Here is an 18,024-nt window from a genome sequence, read left to right as displayed (position 1 = left end):
GACCACACGCCTGCACCACCTCCCCCTCGACACCCACGAAGGACCACTCGCCCCGATGTACCGCTTACCGCGCTCGCTGCCTGCCGGCCTGCGCTACCGACGGCCGGCCAGCACCCTCAGGGTCCTGGTGACCTTGAGCGGCGGCCGGACCATCACCGTGCCCATGACCCTGACGGCCGCCACCCGGACCACCGGCATACCCGGGGGGCCACGGTGAGCACCACGATCTCGGTCCACGACGAGACCCGCTCCCACTCCCAGCTCGCCGAGGAGATCACCGCCGTCCTCGCCGAGGCCGCGCCGCTGATACGCCGATACACCCACCTGGACCTGCCCACGCTCAGCTTCCACCTCCAAACCCCCCGTGGGTGGCGGGCGACCGTGATGAAGCACATCAAGGCCCGTCTGCGCGAAGCCGTCGACAACGGGCCCGGCACCGAGCAGGACCGGCAGGCCGCCAAAACGGGGCTCCGCGACTGGCAGCGTTCCTCGCGGCAGGGGGACCTCACCACCCCGGCGTTCAGCCTGACCGACGCGGACGGCGAGCCACGCACCCTGCTCGTGCCCGAGGCACTGCGACTGCAGAGGTACCTCACCACGCCGGCAGCACTGCACCGGCTGTTGCGTCACGAAGCCGTGCACCAGGCGCAATTCGCCTACAGCCAAGGCCGGGTAGCTCCGCCCCGGATGTCCCTTCGCGCCATTCCCCTCTTCCAGGCGACCACCCCACGCCTGCTGGAAGGGCATGCCACGTGGACCGAGGAGAAGGTCAGCACCGACCTCCACGGCCTTCTGCCCACCGGCCAGATCCGACTCTCCCGCCGCGCGATCATCCACCGCGACCTGCATCAGATCTGCTCACAGCGCATAGGCCGCTCGCCAAGGCCCGCGAAGACGCCGATCAGCCGGTACCTCTTCACCGCGGTCCTGGGCCAATCCCAGCCCTACGTCCCAGCCTGGCCGACCGAGACCTCCTTCGTGGACGCCACCCTGCCCGTCCTCGGCCCGGCCTGGAACGCGGTCCTCAGCGATCTCGCGCTGGTCCCCACACCCACCGAGCTGGCCACTCCGCGGCTGTGGCTGGACCGCGTGGCCACCGCCGGACCGCCCGACCGTCGCTGACCGCACGCACCGGACACCCCTACCGCACGGCGGCGGCTTCCTGTCACGCCGCCGCCGTGCAACCCCGCAACAGCCCACCCAGGAGGAAACGCATGCCTGGCACCGCAGACCCCGACGACGCCGACCTCGTGATCGCCACCTTCAACGTCGAGCAGAACGGCTTCGGCGACCCCGGCCGCCGCCGAGACGCCTACGACCTCCTGCGCCAGCACCACGTGAGCTTGCTGTTCCGGCAGGAGATGTTCCTCAACGACAAAGACCAGCGTGCCGTGATGTACGAGGCAGAAGACGCGCTGGGACTGCGCGGCTGGCTCGATGTCGGCGGAGTCAACGCGAACGCCGTGTTCGCCGACACCGAGATCTTCCGGCCGCTGGGCGAGTGGCCCGCGCCCTGGAACGGCTTCAAGCTGCCGCCGACTGCCGTCACCCTCCAACTCCGCGCCGCCGGAGTGGACTCGACCCCGATCATCGCAGTGGCCGCCCACCTCAACTACGCCGTGCCCGCTCTCCGGGAGATCGAGGCCGGGTGGACCACCTACTGGGCCGACAAATGGATCACCCTGCCTTCCGGGACGCGCACGCACGCGGTGATGCTCGCCGGCCTCGACGGCAACTCCTACCCCCGCACGACCCCGGGCGTGCGCGAGGTGCCGCTGCCCGAACTCGCCGACATCAAGGACGACGCCCACCGCGCCCACCGCAGCCGCACCGGGCCGGACGGCACACGGGTGATGGATCAAGTCCCCCACGACGTCCTGCACACCGCGGAAGTCCGCGACATCGCCCTCCACCTCGCCCTAACCACACAGGGCCGGCAGCGCCTGGAGCCGACGATGCTGGCCTGCGACACCCACGGACCCTCCACCCGCGTGGACTGGCTCCTGGCCAGCCGGCAGCTCCTCCCCGCGTTCCGCGAAGTCGTCACCGTCGATGCGCAGCACGTCAGCGACCACAACCTCCTCATCGCCCGCGCCGACCGCCACGACCTGGCCCGCCTGCTGTCCCACACCGCGTTCTGACCGCAGCGGGCAGCCCCGCGACCGCAGACCACCACCAGGGGCACGGCAACACCGACCAGCCCCACCCGAACCACCGCTTGGAGACGATCATGGACCGAATGCGCGCGGCCACATGGAACGTTGAAGACAACGGCCGCACACCCGAAATTCGCCGGCAAGCGCACGACCTGCTCGCCGACACGAAACCGAACATCGTGTTCCGCCAGGAGCTGCCCGGAGCCCACCTCAACGGCATGAGCGGTCTCCAAGAAGAGGCCAACCGCCTCGGGCTGCTCGCGTTCATGTGCCTGCCCCAGCCCGGCCGGAGCCAACGCCCGGTCGGCGTCATGGTCGACCGGGCAGCGTTCGAGGTGCTGGCCTATGAAGAACGCGGCCAGGGCTGGAAGCCGTCCCTCATCGTCACGGTCCGGCTCTGGGGCACGCAGCAGAAGATCAAGCTGGCGTCAGCCCACTTGTGCCACAACGATCCGACGACCAGGGCCACCGAGGCACGCGGACTCACCGACCTCGCCGACCACGGTCAATCCGCACTGATCGGCCTGGACACCAACTCATACCCCGTGCCGACTCCCCTGGAGACGCCGCCGCCCGACCTGCACACCATCGCCGACCCCGTCCACTTCGAACACCGCACCATGTGGCGGGACGGCCGCCGCGTGCCCGACACCCAGCCCGACGAGATCCTGACCGGGGCACACCGCGGCGGGCGAAGCGACGTCCCCGGACCCTTCATCGACCTCGCCCGGCACGCCGCATACAACCTGACCCCGCCCCAGCCCGAGGCACTCGCGCCCACCGCCAGCCTCACCCGCACCGACCAGGGCCCACCTCAACGCATCGACCGCATCTACGCCACGCCCGACCTCGCACGCGCCCTCGTCCGCGTCACCGTCTTTGCCGGTCCAGAGATCGGTGCCGTCACCGACCACGCCATGGTCGTCGCCGACTTCGACCTCAAACTTCTCGGCAAGACCACCCCCTGATCCACCCGGTATCGCGAAGAGGACGAGGGTCCGTGTGGGGTCCGCGCGCCGTGCTCGGCAGCGGGCCCAACCGGTGCCGGGCACGGTCCCCACGCCCGGCCGCTCCGCGCCCCGCAGGTCCGACTCGCGCCGAACCTGGCGCCTGTCAGGTGCCCGCAGAACACCACGCCCAGGCCCATTCGCCCCGTGCTCCGTCACGCGTCGGCCACGCCCTCGCGTCGCTCCCCGACGGCAAACAGGACCGTTGCCCCGCCCGCCGGCGCGGACATCAGTCCCCGGACGGCCGAGGCCCTCTGCTGTGAAGGACCGCAAATCATGATGGCCGGCCCCAACGCGCCACGTCCAGAAGTCACTACCGCTCTGCGGGATGCGATCGACGCCCTCGTGACGAAGGGCCGCATCATCGGCGTCTCTCTGAGTGACGGCGGCCTCATGGACGACGGACGGTACTCGCTGGGCACCCTCACGCCTCCCGACGCCATGCTCTTGGGCGACCTCGTCCTGACGGGCAGTCTCGGCCCGCAGCAGGACCCACGGCCAGTCGCCTTGCGGCCGGCGCCCAGGCGACTGTCACCTCAGTACCCCGAAGCAGCCGCCTCCTCGCAGTGGCTTCACTCCGCGCTGGCCATGGCGGACATCTCCCTCGACACCCAGCAGCGCGACCTCGTCGACGAGCGAAACCGCGTCCTTCTCGGTGACGCCGATCTCCACGCCATCACCCGGCTCGACGACCTGCTCGTCCCGCACGTCGAGGCGCTCCACGCGCTGGCAGCACGGTTGACCGCGGTCTACGCCAGCTACGGCATCCTCACCGACCGGCACCAGGACCTCCCCCGCGCTTACGGCGGCACGATCCGTCCGGGCGTCCTCACCGTCGAAGAGGCACATGCGCTTCTCGGGCTGCTCGATCCCGGCCACGACGAGGACGAGGACATCGACCCCGACGACCTCGCCACCGCTACGGCCATCGCCCGAAAACTCGCCGCCGCCATCGGCGCCACCATCAGCGACCAGGTGGACATCGTGTTCGACCCCTACTGCAGAAGATGCCGCCACGAACCGACCGTCACCATCGGCGCGCTCCGCCCCGAGCACGCCGCAATCCTCGCCGCGCACCTGCGCCCGTGAAGCCCTCGTGTCTCCCGCCGCGGCCGGGGAGCCCTCGCGCCGCCCTTCACCACGCTGACACCGAAAGACAGCCAGCCATGACCCAACTGCCATCACTGCGGCTCCACCAGCGCGAAGCTCTCTCCGCCATAGAACATGAACTCGCTCGCGCCGAGCGCGCTCTGCTCGTGATGGCTTGCGGTACGGGGAAAACCCGGGTCGGTGCCGCGCTCGCCGATCGTGTGGCACCCACGGGACCCGTCCTGTTCGTCGTGCCGACCCTGGATCTGCTCCGCCAGACGCTGTCCGGGTGGATGGAAGCTTCGGGCCAAGCAGCCCTCGGCACAGTGGTCGTCGTCTGCTCCGACCGCGAGGCCGCCGGCGGTGACACCGACGACGAACTCCGCGGATTGGACGCTCAGGTGACCACCGACCCCGCGAAGCTGGCGGAACTCCTGTCCCGACCTGGCCGGCACACGGTCGGTGTGACCTATCAGAGTGTGAGGAAGCTGGCGGTCAGCCACCACGACCACGGTCTGGGCGCATGGAAGTTGATCATCGTGGACGAGGCCCACCGCTCGGCCGGGAGGGTCGATGGCGACTGGCCGCTCATCCACGACGGCGCACGCATCCCCGCCGACCGCCGTCTGTACATGACCGCCACTCCCCGCATCTTGCGCGGGCGGAGTGACGAACCGAAGGACGCGGTCGTCAGCATGGACGATGGCAAGATATTCGGCCGTGTAGCACACCAACTCCGCTACGCGCGAGCCCGCGAGCGCGGACTGCTGGCGGACTACCGTGTCGCCGTCGCCGTCACGTCTGATACCGAAGTCCAACGGCTGGCCCACAGTCAAGCCGCTCGCGAGGAGTTCTTCGACGTCGGCGGCACCGCACTGTCGCCCACCATGCTCGCCAAACAGATCGCCGTGCTCCGCGCAGCAGAAGAGTTCGGCATCTCCCGGATGCTCACCTACCACCACCGTGTCCGTGACGCGCGCTGGTTCTCCAACACTCTCGGTAAAGTCCAAACGTTACTCGGGGAGCATCCACAACGCCGCCTGGTCACCGGCTTCGTGCACGGAGGCCACACCGAGAGCCAGCGTCGCAAGACCCTCGACATGCTCCGCGCACCAGGGCCCGACCTCGTCGTGGTCTCCAACGCGCGCGTGCTGGCCGAAGGGGTCGACGCACCAAGTGTGAACGGCATAGCACTCATTGACGCCCGTAACAGCGCAGTCGACACCGTTCAAGCAATCGGCCGCGGATTGCGCCTCGGCGATCAGAAGGACAAGATCGCCACAATCGTCATCCCCGTGCTACTCGCATCGGACCAAGACCCCGAAACTGCGCTCGCCGGTTCCGCCTACGCACCCGTGTGGCGCGTCCTTCAGGCCCTGCGCACCTACGACGACGACCTCGACACACGTCTGGCCTCCCGGCACAACCGACGTGAATTCGACCCCGCCCTTCCCGAGAACAGCACCACACCACCGGACTGGCTCCATTTCATCGGCGCGCCCGCGCCACCCAACTTTGTTTCCGCCATCACCGCTCGGGCCGTTCGCATCGGCAACTCCTCGTGGGACGAATATTTCAAGGCCGCGACCGAATATCGCAACCGGAATGGCGACCTCCGAACCATATCAACTTCCACCATCTCAAAGACCGGGCTGAAACTGGGACGCTGGATCAGCAATCAGCGCACAGCCTTCCGCGAGGGAAACCTCCTACCCGATCGGCGAGCCCGCCTGGACGCGATCGGAATGATCTGGAATGCCCACGAAGCCGCATGGCAACGAAACCTGGCCGCCCTCCAGGATTACCACAAAGAGAACGGCCACCTCCGAATTCCAAAAACCCACGTAACGCAGGGCGACGATCCCATCCACCTCGGCAACGTTATGGGAAATATCCGAAACAACTCGCACGACCTGACCGCCAAACGGCGCGCCGAACTTGAAGCGATCGGAGTGATCTGGAATTCAATCGACCACCGATGGAAGGAGAATTTCAACGCAGCGCGCGCCTACTGGAAACAAAAGGGAAACCTTCTCGTCCCCGAGGGCTTCATCACCGAAACCGACCCGAAGATCCGCCTCGACTATTGGATCGGCACCTTGAGGCAGCTCCACCGGAGAGGCGAACTGTCTGCAGACCGAATCAATGATCTTGAAGCGATCGGAATGGTATGGGACCCCAGATCTCAACTATGGAACACGATGCTGAAGGCTGCAACTACATACCGGGACCACTTCGGCGACCTACGCGTTCCGCAGAGTCACAAAACTCCACCGCCCGAAAGTCTTCCCTTGGGAAAGTGGATCGCACGACAGCGCATGCTGTTCGCCCGCGGGGAACTAAGCAAGAAACGTGTGGAAGCACTCGAAAACATCGGCATGGTGTGGGCCGCATAAAAGCATGACCCACCTCACCCGCTGGACTCCCCAACCGCAACTACGACGTGACACCGCGGAGACGCCAACCGCTGAGACCGAGCTCGACCGACCACCATTGTCCGCCTGTCAGGAAATGGCAGTCGGTCGGGAGATGAGGAGCACTTCCAAATGACACAGTCCGTCACCACACGACTCCGGGTGCCCGGACCTCCGCAAGTGAACGCAGCCCTGGCCATCTGGGTCGTCGTGACAGACCCCCTTAACCGGGTGCTGCTGGGTCAGCACCGCACCGGTGCAATCGACCTACCCGGCGGAAAGGTTGAGCCCGGCGAGTCGCTGGAACACGCTGCCGCCCGCGAACTCAGGGAGGAAACAGGTCTCCAGGCGGCACCAGACGACATCGAGGTATTCGCGCTGCTCCTCGACGCGGTCGCCGGTACCACGCGACTGACCGTAGGGGCAGTCGCCACCCGTTTCGGCGGGGAAGCCGTCGTACAAGCCGGCGAAGCACACACAGCCTGGGCCTGGCATGCGCTCGATGCCCTACCGGACGGACTGTTCGTGCCGTGCGGCCAGGTGCTGCGCGCATACCGGCCGCACCTGCCGATCCTCCACCCCGCGGCAGAGCACTACCAGGTCCAGCACATCGGACAACTCCAGCCGCCGGCCCTCGCACACCGCCGCGACAGTGCCTCCCACGGCGATCAGCCGCACCCCGGCCCGACTCCAGGAGAAAGTGCATAACCACCGCCTGTGACGAATCGCCGCCCGCCCGTACCACCGAAGGGATGGGCCAACCACGTCACCGCTGCGGTCGTGGACGGCGCCGGCCGCCACCGAGCACCACGACGCCTGGGCGCGAAGCCAGATCAGGACACCGCCCGCCACCATCGCGCTGCCTCCTGGGAGGCGCCTTCACGGGGTCGAGCCCAGGGAAGGTTTCCGTCTTGGCGCGCAGGGCACGCCACAAAGACCAGCTCGGCTCGACCATGGTTCGATCCTACGAGCAGACCGCCGCACCAGAACCCGCCACTGACCACAGCGCCGCTCATGCGCAGCGGCAGTTGGAGATGCGGCGTCCGGTCTATCTTGAGTTCCTCGTACGCATCGACGCTGCTCCCGGCACTGACAATCCCGGCACAGCTTCGGTGGAGGAGCGGAAAGCGGTGAACAGGGCCTGGGGCAACTTGGTGTTGGCCAGGCCCCCTCGACGCCATCAAGGCGGTGAAGCGCCTTGTCTCGCTCGCGCAGCCCAATCACGGCTGCTTTCCATCCCCACAGGACACAGAACGTGCGAGGGACGAGTTCCTCACCTCTGCGCGCAGCGCCCTGAACCCCTCCTCCATCGCCCTCTCACGCGGGTGATGCCGCCAAAGTGCTGGTGTTCCCTATCGACTACTCGCCCTGGCCAACCAACGCGCTGCGCTCCGCCCGCGCCGCCAAAACCTCGTCGCTGGCCGACGCTGACTCACACGCCACCGGCCATGCGAGGTTCATTAGTAAGTCCAACTCCGGCCGGTGCCGCGGTATTGCTCAACGGGGATCGGCTGTGTGCCGGCATCCATGCGGGTGAGGTAGAGCTTGCCGTCGAGGTGGTCAACCTCGTGCAGGACCAGGCGTGCCAGTCCGCGATCGAATCGGGTCAGCCGCGGTGTTCCGTCGATGTCCGTGTGCGCGATGACGATGTGGAGCGGTCGCGGAACAAGGCCCCGTACGTCGAAAAATGACAGGCACCCTTCGTACTGCCGGTCGGTTTCGGCTGAGGATTCTGCGATGGTCGGGTTGAGCAGCACGATCGGGGTCGAATCATCGCCGGGAGGGACGACGACCGCGGCCGAGCGAGCGACGCCGACCTGAGGAGCCGCGATGCCCATGCCCTTGCCGAAGTCGTGGAGTTCCTTGACGCGCGAGATTGCGGCGTCGAGTTCACGTACCACTTGGCGTGCTTCGTCGGCCTCCGTGGGGAGTTCGAAGGGCTGAGCAACAGTCTGGAGGAGGATGTCGCCTTCCTGGACGATGCCGGCGGCAGCCATGAGGGCGCTGGGGGTGGGGGTGTTCACGGGCTCGCTCTCTTGGAGTTGTGCGGTCTTCAGCCGCCATTCCATGCGGTACCGGGCGTGGAGGGGCGGGTCCAGTGTCGTCCAGGTGTACACCGTGTGGTCTGCGTCGACGGTCCGGGTGAGTGGCGTACGCAGCGGCGCGAAATTGGCGCTCAGCGAGGTCTCGGTGCCCCAGACGCTGGGCTCCAGGGCGGTGGGGAAGGACAAGCTGACGGAAAGTTCTCGGGTGGGCAGTCGGACGGCTCGCTGAAACCAGGGGCCCCATTTGTCGGCAGTGACCGAATAACTGTAGGTGATTCCGGTTTCCTGGCCCGGGTAGAGAGGGAATCGGGTGTGCGCGTTCGCGAACTCCAGCCAGACTTCCTTGAATGCGTCGCGGTCGTGCTTGACCACGCGCCCCATCTCCTCTTCGCCGCAGTGCGCCTCTAACTGGAGTTCTTCCCAGGTCAGGGGATGGGCTCGGTACAGCGCGTTGGAGCGCTCCGGTTCACCGGGGTAGCGGTCGACGGCGATACGGACGAGGTAGCGGGTGATCGGGTCCGTTCCGGTGTTGCGCAGGTGTCGGTGCATCGTCAGGTGGTAGACGGAACCGTCGTAGTGCAGGTCGGCAGTGTCTTCCAGAACGAGGATGCCGGCGGACGGCGGAGGATCGGCCGCCTCTTGGGTGGGCTGGGCGCCGCCGTCGATGTCCTGCCACGCCTTCCAGATCTTTCCGCCCGCGTCGAGTTCCTTGTCGAGGCGGCGGGCAAGATCTGAGGAGCCGCGTTCCCTCTCGGATTCGAGGTGGCTCACGTACGACGGCGAGATGTGCAGACGCCGGGCCAGGTCCGCCTTGGACAGGCCGCGCACCTCTCGAAAGTGCGTCAGCTCGGCCGCGAACGGCGACGGGTCCCTCTGACCTGGCATAGGGCGTCCCCCGTAGGTGAGTTCGTGGATTGCGTGAGTGAGCGCGGCTCACCAGTGCCTCATCCTGCCTGCTTCGGGCTCACTGTCACCAGGCGATGGCGGAAGTAGTCCGGCCCCGCTCGCATGGCTGGCGGATTCCTCCTCGCCGGCGACCCCAGGTCCGCAAAAACCACTGCCCCGGACACGGTCTGGGGGACCTCGGAAGGGCACACTCATGCCTGGAACTGCCGCACCGCGCCGCGCGGTGCTCATCTTCTCCGGCGGCTTGGACAGCGCCGTCACGGCCTACAAACTCCGCGACGAGGGCGTCATCTTGAGCCTGCTCTCGTTCAACTACGGGCAGCGCCATGTCAAGGAACTGGCACATGCCGCGAACCTCGCCGACCAACTCGGCGTGTCCCACGACATCGTCGACCTGACATCGCTGGGCCGGATACTGGGGGGCTCTGCCCTGACCGACCCGGCCCTCGCGGTGCCGCACGGCCACTACCGCGCCGAGACCATGCGCAGCACGGTCGTCCCGAACCGGAACGCGATCATGCTGGAGATCGCGGCCGGCGCCGCGGTCGCGGCGGAGGCGGACGCCGTGGCGTTCGGCGCGCACGCCGGGGACCATGCGATCTACCCGGACTGCCGGCCCGAGTTCTTCACCCTCATCGAAGCGTCCATGAAGTCCGGGAACGACGGACACATCGCCTCCGACTTCCAGCTCGTCGCCCCGTTCCTGGAACTCACCAAGGCCGACATCGTGCGCGAGGGCGCCCGCCTGGTCGTGCCCTTCGAGTTGACCTGGTCGTGCTATGAGGGGGGTGAGGTGCACTGCGGAGCCTGCGGAACCTGCGTGGAGCGCCGGGAGGCGTTCGACGAGGCCGGGGTCGCCGACCCCACCGAGTATGCGGACGGTGCGGATGCGGAGGCGTCCCGGTGAGTGGGCAGTGGCGTATCGGCAAGATCTTCCGGTTCGAGGCGACTCGTGTGCTGGACGGCCGGGACGATGGCCACTCCTTCACCGTCGAAGCGGTTCTCGCCGCGCGGGCGTTGGACGAGGTGGGATTTGTCGTGGACTTCGGCCGCCTGGAGCCGCTGAAGGAGCACATTCGCGACACGCTGGACCACCGGTTCCTCAACACCCACGTCCCCGACGTCAGCGACAGTGGCCTGGCCGAGTACCTGACGACGTGGACCCGTGCGCACCTTCCGGCCGACTTCGGAACCGCTCTGGCTGAGGTGCGCATACGCACCGGCCGACCCGCGGTTGTGGCCGAGGAGTTCGCCGTCACGTTCGAGGCCACGCACCATCTCGACGGCCTGCCCGACGGGCATCAGTGCGGGCGGCCTCACGGCCACTCCTACCTCGTGACCGCGTCGGCCACCGACGGGCGGCCCGCGGCGATCCCGCTGGCGCTGCGCGAGCACGTCGAGGACGCCCTGGACGACACGGTCCTCAACCGGGACTTGCCCTTCAACCCGACCTCCGAACGCCTGGCCGCGCATCTGGCGGATGTCCTGGGCCGGCAGGTGGACTGTCCGGCCGTGATCCGGGTTTCGGAGACGGAGACCAGCTGGGCCGAGTACGTGGGAGGCACGTCATGAGCACGCTGCAGCGCGTCGGCCTGCGCATCCGGGTCTCGGAGAAGTTCGGCGGCACCATCCAGGGCGAGGGGCCCAGCGTCGGGGTGCCCGCCTGCTTCATCCGTCTCGCGTTGTGCAACCTCATCTGCTCGGCGTGTGACACCCCCTACAGCTGGGACCACACGCGGTACGACCTGCGCAAAGAGGCCCACTACGAGAGCGTCGAAGAGCTGCTGGCGTGGGCTGTGGAGCAGCCTGAGGACCTGGTGGTCATCACCGGCGGCGAGCCACTGATCCACATGGCCGGGCTGACCGAGCTGGTCAACGGACTGCGAGCGGCCGGCCGGGCGGTGGAGATCGAGACCAACGGCACCATCGCCCCCAGCGAGCCGTTGGTGGCGGCCGGACCGTACTTCAACGTCTCGCCGAAACTGTCCGGGTTCGGAGCGGCCATGCCGGAGTCGCGACGGCTCGTCCCGGACGCTCTGCGCGCCTTCGCCGCCACCGAGCGGGCTCGCTTCAAGTTCGTCGTCTCCGAGCCCGCCGAGGTGGACGAGATCGCCGCTTTGGAGGCGGCCTACGCCCTGACCGGCATCTCGGTGATGCCGCAGGGCACGGACCCGGAGGTGATCCTGGCGGGGATGCGCGCCTTGGAGGGCCCGGTACGTGAGCGCGGCTACCGGCTCGGCACCCGCTTGCACGTGCTGCTGTGGGGTGACGAACGTGGCCGCTGAACACGCCGCCCGAAACGGGCTGGTGGTCGTGGCGTGCTGCAGACAGAAGCGCGTGACGACCGCTCCCCTGCCCGCGCTCGACCTGTACGAGGGGTGGGTGGTCCCGCTCATCCGCGACAGGGTCACCGCGCGCAGCGGGTTGAGGACCCGCGTCCTGGTGCTGTCGGCCCTGTACGGGCTGGTCACCGCCGACGCGCCCCTTTCCACGTACGAGCAGCCCATGACCGAGGAGTTGGCGCGCGCCCTGGCCCGGACGGTTCCCACGGTCCTGCGCCGGCATCTGGCCCGCTTCCCTTCCTCCGAGGCCCTGCTGCTGATGGAGCCGCTGTACGCCGCGGTGCTGGGCCCGGTCCCGGTGACCAGGACGCATCTGATCATCGACCCGATGGACCGCCACGCCGACATCCACGCCGTCCTCGACTCCTGGAGCTGGCCGTGACCACCCGTGTCTTCGAGAACCGCCGCGTCTGGCAGCTCGCCCACGGCGAGTTCCTCGCCGCGGCATGCCTGATCGCGGACCAGGAAGCCGAGTTCGCACCGGCAGCCGTCCTCGGGATCGCCCGCGGCGGTGTCCGCCTGGCCGAGGTCGTCGCCGAGCAGCTCGGCGTCCCGGCCGTTGTCGTCCGGGCCCGCCACAACGCGCCGGTGGGCATCCAGCAGGCTGCTACCGGCCGGGTCCTCCTGGACCACGGGCACAACCAGGGCGCGCTCGCCGTACTGTCCGCCGCCTCGTCGCTGCTGGTCGTCGACGACATCTGCGGCTCCGGCGCGACCCTCCACGCGATCGTGGACATGCTCGCCGCCACGGTGAGACCGGCCGGTGTCCGTACGGCCGTGCTCTGCCGCAACGAGGGCTCCGAGTACGCGCTCGACAGCTGGGGCTGGGACGTCGCCGACTGGGTCCACTTCCCCTGGGAGCCCGCCCCGGAATTCGGCCGCCTGGAAGCCCTTCCCCCGCTCACCTGTCTGCGAAGCCGCCCCAGGGCGCCGCGGCTTCGCGCCTGATCGGTACTTCTTCAGCCCGTTCCCCTTCCACGGATCAAGAGGAGGCAGGCCCATGTTCGGCCTGAGCCCCGGCGACCGCGTTCTGGCGGTTGCCCCGCACCCCGACGACGAGACTCTCGGCGCCGGGGGCACCATCGCCCGCCTGGCCGCCGCAGGGATCTCCGTGCACGTCCTGGCCGTGGCGTGCCTGACCCAGCCCCGATGGGGACCGCCCACCGACAGCCGGCTGCGGCACGAGGAGTTCAACGCGGCCTGTGACGTCCTGGGCGTCAGCGGCCGCCGCATCGCCTGGAGCGACGACCATCGGGCCGGCGACCTCGCAGGCCACGTCGCGGAACTGGTCCGCCTCATCGAGGCCGGCCCGGGCCTTTCCCTGGCCGCGCTGGAGCCGGCCGCGCTCCTCATCCCCGCTGCGGGGGCAGTCCACCAGGACCACCAGGTCGTCCACCAGGCCGCCTACGCGGCGGCGCGGCCCAGTGGAGCTTTGCGTCACTGGCCCGGAATCGTCCTCGGCTTCCACGGCCCCGAGGACCACGCGTGGGGATCGGAACTCCCGCGCCCCAGCGTGTGGGTCGACGTCACCGGCTCCGCAGCGGTGAAGGACAAGGCGCTGGAGTGCTACGCCCGCGAACTGCGCGATGGCGCCCACCCGCGGTCCCTGGAGCGTATCCGGGCGATCGACGCCGCGGTCGGGGCGGGATGCGGCGCCGAGCGGGCGGAAGCGTTCGTGGCCTACCGGATGGCCTGCTGATGGGCGGGAACGTACTGGTCGCGCACCAGCCTGCCTACCTGCCCTGGCCCGGCCTTTTCTCGCGGCTGGCTGACGCGGACGAACTGGTCCTTCTGGACCACGTGCAGTTCACGGAACGAGGCTGGCAGAACCGCAACTACATCCGCGGCGCCGCCGGGCCGGTCAGACTCACTGTGCCGGTGCGACGCCGTTTCCGGCAGAGCATCGCCGACACCCGGATCGCCGACGACGTCTGGGCCAGGCGGCACTGGCGCAGCCTCGCCCAGACGTACGGGCACGCCCCGTACTGGCTCGCGCACCGGGAGGCCCTCGAAGCCGTCTACCGCACGCCGTGGACATTCCTCGCGGACCTGAACGAGGCGCTGGTGCGGCTGCTGCTCGACGCGTTCGGCCTGCCGGTGCCGGTGATCCGCACCAGCGATCGGCCTCCGGCCGGACGGCAGACCGGCATGCTCGTCGACCTGTGCCGGCAGCGGGGCGCGAGGCGCCTGCGGGTGGGGACCGGTGCGCTGGCCTACCTCGATCACGGCCTGCTGGCCGAGCACGCCATCACGGTCGAGGTCGCCACGTACTGCCATCCTCGCTACGGCAGCGCGCCGGGCTGGCAGCCGGGGCTGAGCGCCGTGGACTTGCTCCTGCACGAGGGGCCGAACGCCCTTTCCGTGCTCCGTGCCGGTGCACGGACCGACTCGAAAGCCGGTGCCTGATGACGAGCCTGGACGACACCCTGTTGCCGCGCTCGCGCGTGGATGGCGAGCGGGTGGCCGACCTGTGCCGGCAACTGCTTGAGGCGGTGGGTGAAGATCCGCAGCGTGAGGGGCTGCAGGGCACCCCGGAGCGGTTCGCCCGCTGGTGGAGGGAGTTCCTCGATCACGACCCGGGCCGCACGGACACCGTCTTCGAGGAGGACCTGTCCGCCTGCTCCGACCGGCTGGTCATCGTGCGCGGCATCGTCGTCTGGAGCCTGTGTGAGCATCATCTGCTTCCCATGAGGCTGGAGTTGGCGATCGGGTACCGGCCGTCCGGGAGCGTGCTCGGGCTGTCGAAGTTCGCCCGGATCGTCTCCGACCACGCGCATCGTCTCCAGCTTCAGGAGCGGATCGTCGACAGCGTCGCCGCGGATGTGGCCAAGGCGACCGGATCGGCCGACGTCGGGGTGGTGGCCGACGGCGCGCACCTGTGCATGAGCATGCGGGGCGTCCGCCAAGACCAAGCCCGCACCCTGAGCCACCACCTCAGTGGCGCGTTCGCTGACGGTGGCGCCCTCGGCAGCCGGCTCCTCGCGGTTGCCGAGGGCGGGCACCGGTGAGCGGCCGAGTGCCCGGACAGGGCCGTCTTTCGCCGGAGGTAAGTCCGCGTGTGCTGGTGAGCGGACCGGTTCTTCCTCCGGGGAACGTGCCTGCTGCCCGGGACGATTCCACGGTAGCGGCTGGCGTCGATCCGATGGAGTGGATCTGCATATCCGGCGGCCGGGTTCCGGCCGGTGAGTGGCACCCCGCCCAGGAGACGGCCACGCTGTGGTGGGCCGCGACCCCCTTGTCCATGGCCGGGATGCCGGTCACCGGCCTGGCACTGCTCCAGGCCGCGCAGTTCGCGCACCGGCTCGGGGCTCGGATTCCGACGTCCGCGGAATGGGAGTGGATGGCCTCGGGCGCGGTGCGTCGCTTCCCCTGGGGCGACCAGGTCCCCGGGCCCGGGCACGCCAACCTGCGCGGCCTCGGTCCCGGCCATCCCACACCGGTCCGGTCGCACGCGGCCGGCCGTACGCCGGAGGGCCTTTGGGACGTGGGAGGCAACGTGTGGGAGTGGACGACGGCGCCGTGGCGCCGCGACCGCGTCGCCTTCCTGCGGGGCGGTTCCTACAACTCCCTGGCCCAGTACGCCGAGTGCGCTCACGCCAACGACGTCCCGTCCGGCATCGCCTCGCCGGGCATCGGGCTGCGTCCCGTCCGTGACACCGCCCCCACCGCGCCGATCAGTGGAGCCGCCCTGTGAACGTCGCCTTCGTGCTGCTCACCCACAACCCCGACGAGCCTGCCGGGATCGAGCGCAGCATCGCCGCCCTCGCTGTCGGACTGCGCGAACTCGGTCACCGCGCCTTGATCATCGCCGCCGGACCGGCCACCGCCGAAGACGGCCAGGACCTGCTGCGTCTGAGCAGTCTGACCCTGCCCCGCCCCGCGCTGGAGGAGCACCTCACGAGCCTCCTGGCCGACCCCGCACCCGTGGAGGAGGAAGTCCGCCGGTTTCTGGCAGGGCACGCGGTGGACCTGGCGTGCTGGGTGGACGCGGTGTGGGGGCTGGGCTACCTCAGCCCGGTGCCCGCCGGGATGCCGACCGCGCTGATGGTGCACGTCCCGCGTACCGACGCTCCCCTCTACCGGAGCCTGGCGCACCGCCCGGGCCGGGTCCTGACGGTCAGTGACTTCATGGTCGAGGAACTGGCCCGTGAAGGCGTGGACTCCAGTACCTGGGCGGTGGTCCCCAATGCCCTCATGCACCCGGTCACCCCGCCGCGGTCGGACGAGCGGGAAGCGCTGCGTGAACGCGGGCCGGTGCGGATCGTGGCCCGGGCCGAGCCGCACAAGGGCATCGCCGAACTGCTGAAGGCGTACTCGGCCCGGCTCGGCAGGCCGGTGCAGATCGTGCTGGCCGAGGCCGGATTCGAATACTGGCCCGGCATGCAGAACGAGGTGGTCACCGAGTGCCGGGCCCTGGCCGCCGGCCTCCCCGGCGTCGAGATCCTCCCGGCCCTGCCCTGGCGGGACGTTCCGGGATTCCTCGCGGGCGCAGCCGCCACGATCGTCTCCTCGACCAGCCCGGAGACGTTCGGGAACGTCGCCGCGGAAGCCCTGTCCGTGGGCACGCCGGTGGTCGGCTACGGCCTCGGCAATCTGCCGGCCCTCACCGGACCGGCCGGGCGGATGACCGCGCTGGGCAGCGGGCCCGATGTCCTGTGGGGGGCGCTCACGACCCTGCTCGACGACCCGGCCGCGTACCACGCTGCGTCCCAGCACGGGCCGCGCCAGGTCGCCGACCACACGCCGGCCGCTGTCGCCCAGGCGTTCCTGGCCGCCACCGGGATGATCAGGTGACCGGGCGTACGGCGGCGCACTCGCTGATGCGACAGGCCGTCAGCGAGCGGGCCCTGAAGCGGGCAGCCCGCCAGTGCATGGGCCGCACCGGCTCCCCCGGCGCGGACGGCCTGACCTGGAGGGCCTTCCGCGAGGACATGCCCGCCCGCATCACGGCACTGTCCGCGGCGCTGTCGGCCGGAACGTGGCGGCCCGGCCCGTCGCGCATCGAGGAGTTCGACGCCTGGGGCAAACGGCATACCATCACGATCCCCACGGTCACCGACCGGATCGTCCACCGGGCGCTGCGCAACGCCGTCGAGCCCGTCCTGGAGCGGGACGCCTACCCGGAGTGGATGTTCGGCTGGCATCGGCGAGCCGGACGGCCCCTGGCGGTCGCGGCCGCCGCCCGGCATCTGAGCGCGGGTCTCACCTGGGTCGCCGACATCGACGTCGCCGCCGCTAGCCGCGGCGTCGCCTTGGAGGACGCGATCACCTCCGTCGCCCGGTTCGTTGACGACGGGAACATGCTCGCCCTGCTGCGCCGCATCCTGACTGCGGTGCCCGACCCGCTCGCGCCGGGCAGCGGTCTGAGCCCGATGCTGACGAATCTGAGGATGAGCCCCGTCGACCAGCAGTTGACCGGATGGACCGCCGTGCGGATGACGGACAACTACACCCTGTTCGCCGCCACCGAGCCCGACGCGGAAGCCGCCTACCGGCACCTGACCGGCCTGCTCACCGCGCACGGGATGACGCCGGCCGCGGCGAAGTCGAAGATCTGGCGCCCGAACCCGGAAGACCTCTACGCCGCCGGCTGACCTGGAAGGAGACAACCTGTTGTCCACGACCAAGGCGCTGCTGTACTGCGCGGTGAACGGCATCGCGAACAACACCAACGGCATCGGCCGCCAGACCAAGACCTTCCTGGCCACCCTTGCCCGCCACCACCACCGCCTGAGCGCGCACGCGGGCGCCTTCACCCCGTACCTCGCCGTCCCCGAGCCCGGCCCGGCCACCTGGGGCTACAACGAGGCCGATCTCCGCTACGCCCGCCGCGTCACCGAAGGGCTCGGCGGCGAGGTGATCGTCCTGCCCTACGACACCCGCCGCCCTTTCTGGCACCCGGACACCTGGCGTCGCCTGTCCAGCGAAGCCGCCCGCGCCGCCGGGCACCTCGCCGACCGGCACGAGAAGGTCCTCGCCATCGGCATCGACACCCCCTTCGCAGGACTCGCCCACCACACCGGCGCCCACCCAGGGGTGGAGGTCCTGCTGGCCTTGTTCTCCAC

The 18,024-nt window shown here is 69.3% G+C and carries 20 protein-coding genes; 19 read left to right on the top strand and 1 reads right to left on the bottom strand.

Annotated elements, in window-relative coordinates; all coding sequences use genetic code 11:
- From AC13HU_RS10745 to AC13HU_RS10715, 7 genes are all read left to right on the top strand, one after another.
- The coding region (locus AC13HU_RS10745) for a hypothetical protein (RefSeq protein WP_483041562.1) at positions 1-217 on the top strand (217 nt) is incomplete at its 5' end.
- Positions 214-1,122: a hypothetical protein gene (locus AC13HU_RS10740; RefSeq protein WP_483041561.1), complete on the top strand. Its 909-nt coding sequence runs from the start codon at positions 214-216 to the stop codon at positions 1,120-1,122. The genes AC13HU_RS10745 and AC13HU_RS10740, both read left to right, overlap by 4 nt.
- A gap of 92 nt (positions 1,123-1,214) precedes the next feature.
- The gene (locus AC13HU_RS10735) at positions 1,215-2,141 is read left to right on the top strand and encodes a hypothetical protein (protein WP_483041560.1); all 927 of its coding nucleotides are present in this window, start codon (positions 1,215-1,217) and stop codon (positions 2,139-2,141) included.
- An 89-nt stretch (positions 2,142-2,230) separates the two neighbouring features.
- Entirely contained in the window at positions 2,231-3,124 is an 894-nt protein-coding gene (locus AC13HU_RS10730; RefSeq protein WP_483041559.1) for an endonuclease/exonuclease/phosphatase family protein, read from the top strand.
- A 432-nt stretch (positions 3,125-3,556) separates the two neighbouring features.
- The gene (locus AC13HU_RS10725; protein ID WP_483041558.1) at positions 3,557-4,252 is read left to right on the top strand and encodes a hypothetical protein; all 696 of its coding nucleotides are present in this window, start codon (positions 3,557-3,559) and stop codon (positions 4,250-4,252) included.
- 77 nt (positions 4,253-4,329) lie between these two features.
- Positions 4,330-6,648 carry a helicase associated domain-containing protein gene (locus tag AC13HU_RS10720; protein ID WP_483041557.1) on the top strand — a complete coding sequence of 773 codons (2,319 nt, stop codon included), beginning with the start codon at positions 4,330-4,332 and terminating at the stop codon, positions 6,646-6,648.
- Positions 6,649-6,846: 198 nt separating this feature from the next.
- Positions 6,847-7,374: a nucleotide triphosphate diphosphatase NUDT15 gene (locus AC13HU_RS10715; RefSeq protein WP_483041556.1), complete on the top strand. Its 528-nt coding sequence runs from the start codon at positions 6,847-6,849 to the stop codon at positions 7,372-7,374.
- A 752-nt stretch (positions 7,375-8,126) separates the two neighbouring features.
- Here the strand turns inward: AC13HU_RS10715 and AC13HU_RS10710 are convergent.
- Positions 8,127-9,596, bottom strand: coding sequence for a peptide deformylase (locus tag AC13HU_RS10710; protein ID WP_483041555.1), 1,470 nt, complete (start codon positions 9,594-9,596; stop codon positions 8,127-8,129).
- Between the two features lie 214 nt (positions 9,597-9,810).
- On the opposite strand from AC13HU_RS10710, the gene queC reads away from it, so the two are divergent.
- The 12 genes from queC to AC13HU_RS10650 all read left to right on the top strand — a co-directional run.
- The gene (queC, locus tag AC13HU_RS10705; RefSeq protein WP_483041554.1) at positions 9,811-10,524 is read left to right on the top strand and encodes a 7-cyano-7-deazaguanine synthase QueC; all 714 of its coding nucleotides are present in this window, start codon (positions 9,811-9,813) and stop codon (positions 10,522-10,524) included.
- Positions 10,521-11,189, top strand: coding sequence for a 6-pyruvoyl trahydropterin synthase family protein (locus tag AC13HU_RS10700; RefSeq protein WP_483041553.1), 669 nt, complete (start codon positions 10,521-10,523; stop codon positions 11,187-11,189). Before queC ends, AC13HU_RS10700 begins: the two co-directional genes overlap by 4 nt.
- Entirely contained in the window at positions 11,186-11,902 is a 717-nt protein-coding gene (locus AC13HU_RS10695) for a 7-carboxy-7-deazaguanine synthase QueE (RefSeq protein ID WP_483041552.1), read from the top strand. The genes AC13HU_RS10700 and AC13HU_RS10695 overlap by 4 nt, the downstream gene beginning before the upstream one ends.
- Positions 11,835-12,341, top strand: coding sequence for a DUF6884 domain-containing protein (locus AC13HU_RS10690; protein WP_483041551.1), 507 nt, complete (start codon positions 11,835-11,837; stop codon positions 12,339-12,341). The genes AC13HU_RS10695 and AC13HU_RS10690 overlap by 68 nt, the downstream gene beginning before the upstream one ends.
- Positions 12,338-12,907, top strand: a complete 570-nt coding sequence (locus AC13HU_RS10685; protein WP_483041550.1) for a phosphoribosyltransferase — start codon at positions 12,338-12,340, stop codon at positions 12,905-12,907. Before AC13HU_RS10690 ends, AC13HU_RS10685 begins: the two co-directional genes overlap by 4 nt.
- Before the next feature lie 52 nt (positions 12,908-12,959).
- Positions 12,960-13,658, top strand: a complete 699-nt coding sequence (locus AC13HU_RS10680) for a PIG-L deacetylase family protein (RefSeq protein ID WP_483041549.1) — start codon at positions 12,960-12,962, stop codon at positions 13,656-13,658.
- Positions 13,658-14,365 carry a WbqC family protein gene (locus AC13HU_RS10675; protein ID WP_483041548.1) on the top strand — a complete coding sequence of 236 codons (708 nt, stop codon included), beginning with the start codon at positions 13,658-13,660 and terminating at the stop codon, positions 14,363-14,365. The genes AC13HU_RS10680 and AC13HU_RS10675 overlap by 1 nt, the downstream gene beginning before the upstream one ends.
- Entirely contained in the window at positions 14,365-14,967 is a 603-nt protein-coding gene (gene folE, locus AC13HU_RS10670) for a GTP cyclohydrolase I (protein WP_483041547.1), read from the top strand. The genes AC13HU_RS10675 and folE overlap by 1 nt, the downstream gene beginning before the upstream one ends.
- A gap of 134 nt (positions 14,968-15,101) precedes the next feature.
- The gene (locus AC13HU_RS10665; protein WP_483041546.1) at positions 15,102-15,653 is read left to right on the top strand and encodes a formylglycine-generating enzyme family protein; all 552 of its coding nucleotides are present in this window, start codon (positions 15,102-15,104) and stop codon (positions 15,651-15,653) included.
- A complete protein-coding gene (locus tag AC13HU_RS10660) occupies positions 15,650-16,753 on the top strand; it encodes a glycosyltransferase family 4 protein (RefSeq protein ID WP_483041545.1) in 1,104 nt (367 codons plus the stop codon). The genes AC13HU_RS10665 and AC13HU_RS10660 overlap by 4 nt, the downstream gene beginning before the upstream one ends.
- The gene (locus AC13HU_RS10655) at positions 16,750-17,553 is read left to right on the top strand and encodes a reverse transcriptase domain-containing protein (protein ID WP_483041544.1); all 804 of its coding nucleotides are present in this window, start codon (positions 16,750-16,752) and stop codon (positions 17,551-17,553) included. The genes AC13HU_RS10660 and AC13HU_RS10655 overlap by 4 nt, the downstream gene beginning before the upstream one ends.
- A 19-nt stretch (positions 17,554-17,572) precedes the next feature.
- Positions 17,573-18,024: hypothetical protein (locus AC13HU_RS10650; RefSeq protein ID WP_483041543.1), on the top strand; the 452-nt coding region annotated here is incomplete at its 3' end.

This window comes from Streptomyces sp. NH27 (assembly GCF_056859195.1).
This window is presented reverse-complemented; position numbering and strand designations above follow the sequence as displayed.

Excerpts from the sequence above, each read along its gene's own strand:
- folE (WP_483041547.1), top strand. The coding sequence starts at position 14,365 with ATGACGAGCCTGGACGACACCCTGTTGCCGCGCTCGCGCGTGGATGGC.
- AC13HU_RS10695 (WP_483041552.1), top strand. The coding sequence starts at position 11,186 with ATGAGCACGCTGCAGCGCGTCGGCCTGCGCATCCGGGTCTCGGAGAAG.
- AC13HU_RS10730 (WP_483041559.1), top strand. The coding sequence starts at position 2,231 with ATGGACCGAATGCGCGCGGCCACATGGAACGTTGAAGACAACGGCCGC.
- AC13HU_RS10680 (WP_483041549.1), top strand. The coding sequence starts at position 12,960 with ATGTTCGGCCTGAGCCCCGGCGACCGCGTTCTGGCGGTTGCCCCGCAC.
- AC13HU_RS10720 (WP_483041557.1), top strand. The coding sequence starts at position 4,330 with ATGACCCAACTGCCATCACTGCGGCTCCACCAGCGCGAAGCTCTCTCC.
- queC (WP_483041554.1), top strand. The coding sequence starts at position 9,811 with ATGCCTGGAACTGCCGCACCGCGCCGCGCGGTGCTCATCTTCTCCGGC.
- AC13HU_RS10725 (WP_483041558.1), top strand. The coding sequence starts at position 3,557 with ATGGACGACGGACGGTACTCGCTGGGCACCCTCACGCCTCCCGACGCC.
- AC13HU_RS10735 (WP_483041560.1), top strand. The coding sequence starts at position 1,215 with ATGCCTGGCACCGCAGACCCCGACGACGCCGACCTCGTGATCGCCACC.
- AC13HU_RS10665 (WP_483041546.1), top strand. The coding sequence starts at position 15,102 with ATGGAGTGGATCTGCATATCCGGCGGCCGGGTTCCGGCCGGTGAGTGG.
- AC13HU_RS10710 (WP_483041555.1), bottom strand. The coding sequence starts at position 9,596 with ATGCCAGGTCAGAGGGACCCGTCGCCGTTCGCGGCCGAGCTGACGCAC.
- AC13HU_RS10675 (WP_483041548.1), top strand. The coding sequence starts at position 13,658 with ATGGGCGGGAACGTACTGGTCGCGCACCAGCCTGCCTACCTGCCCTGG.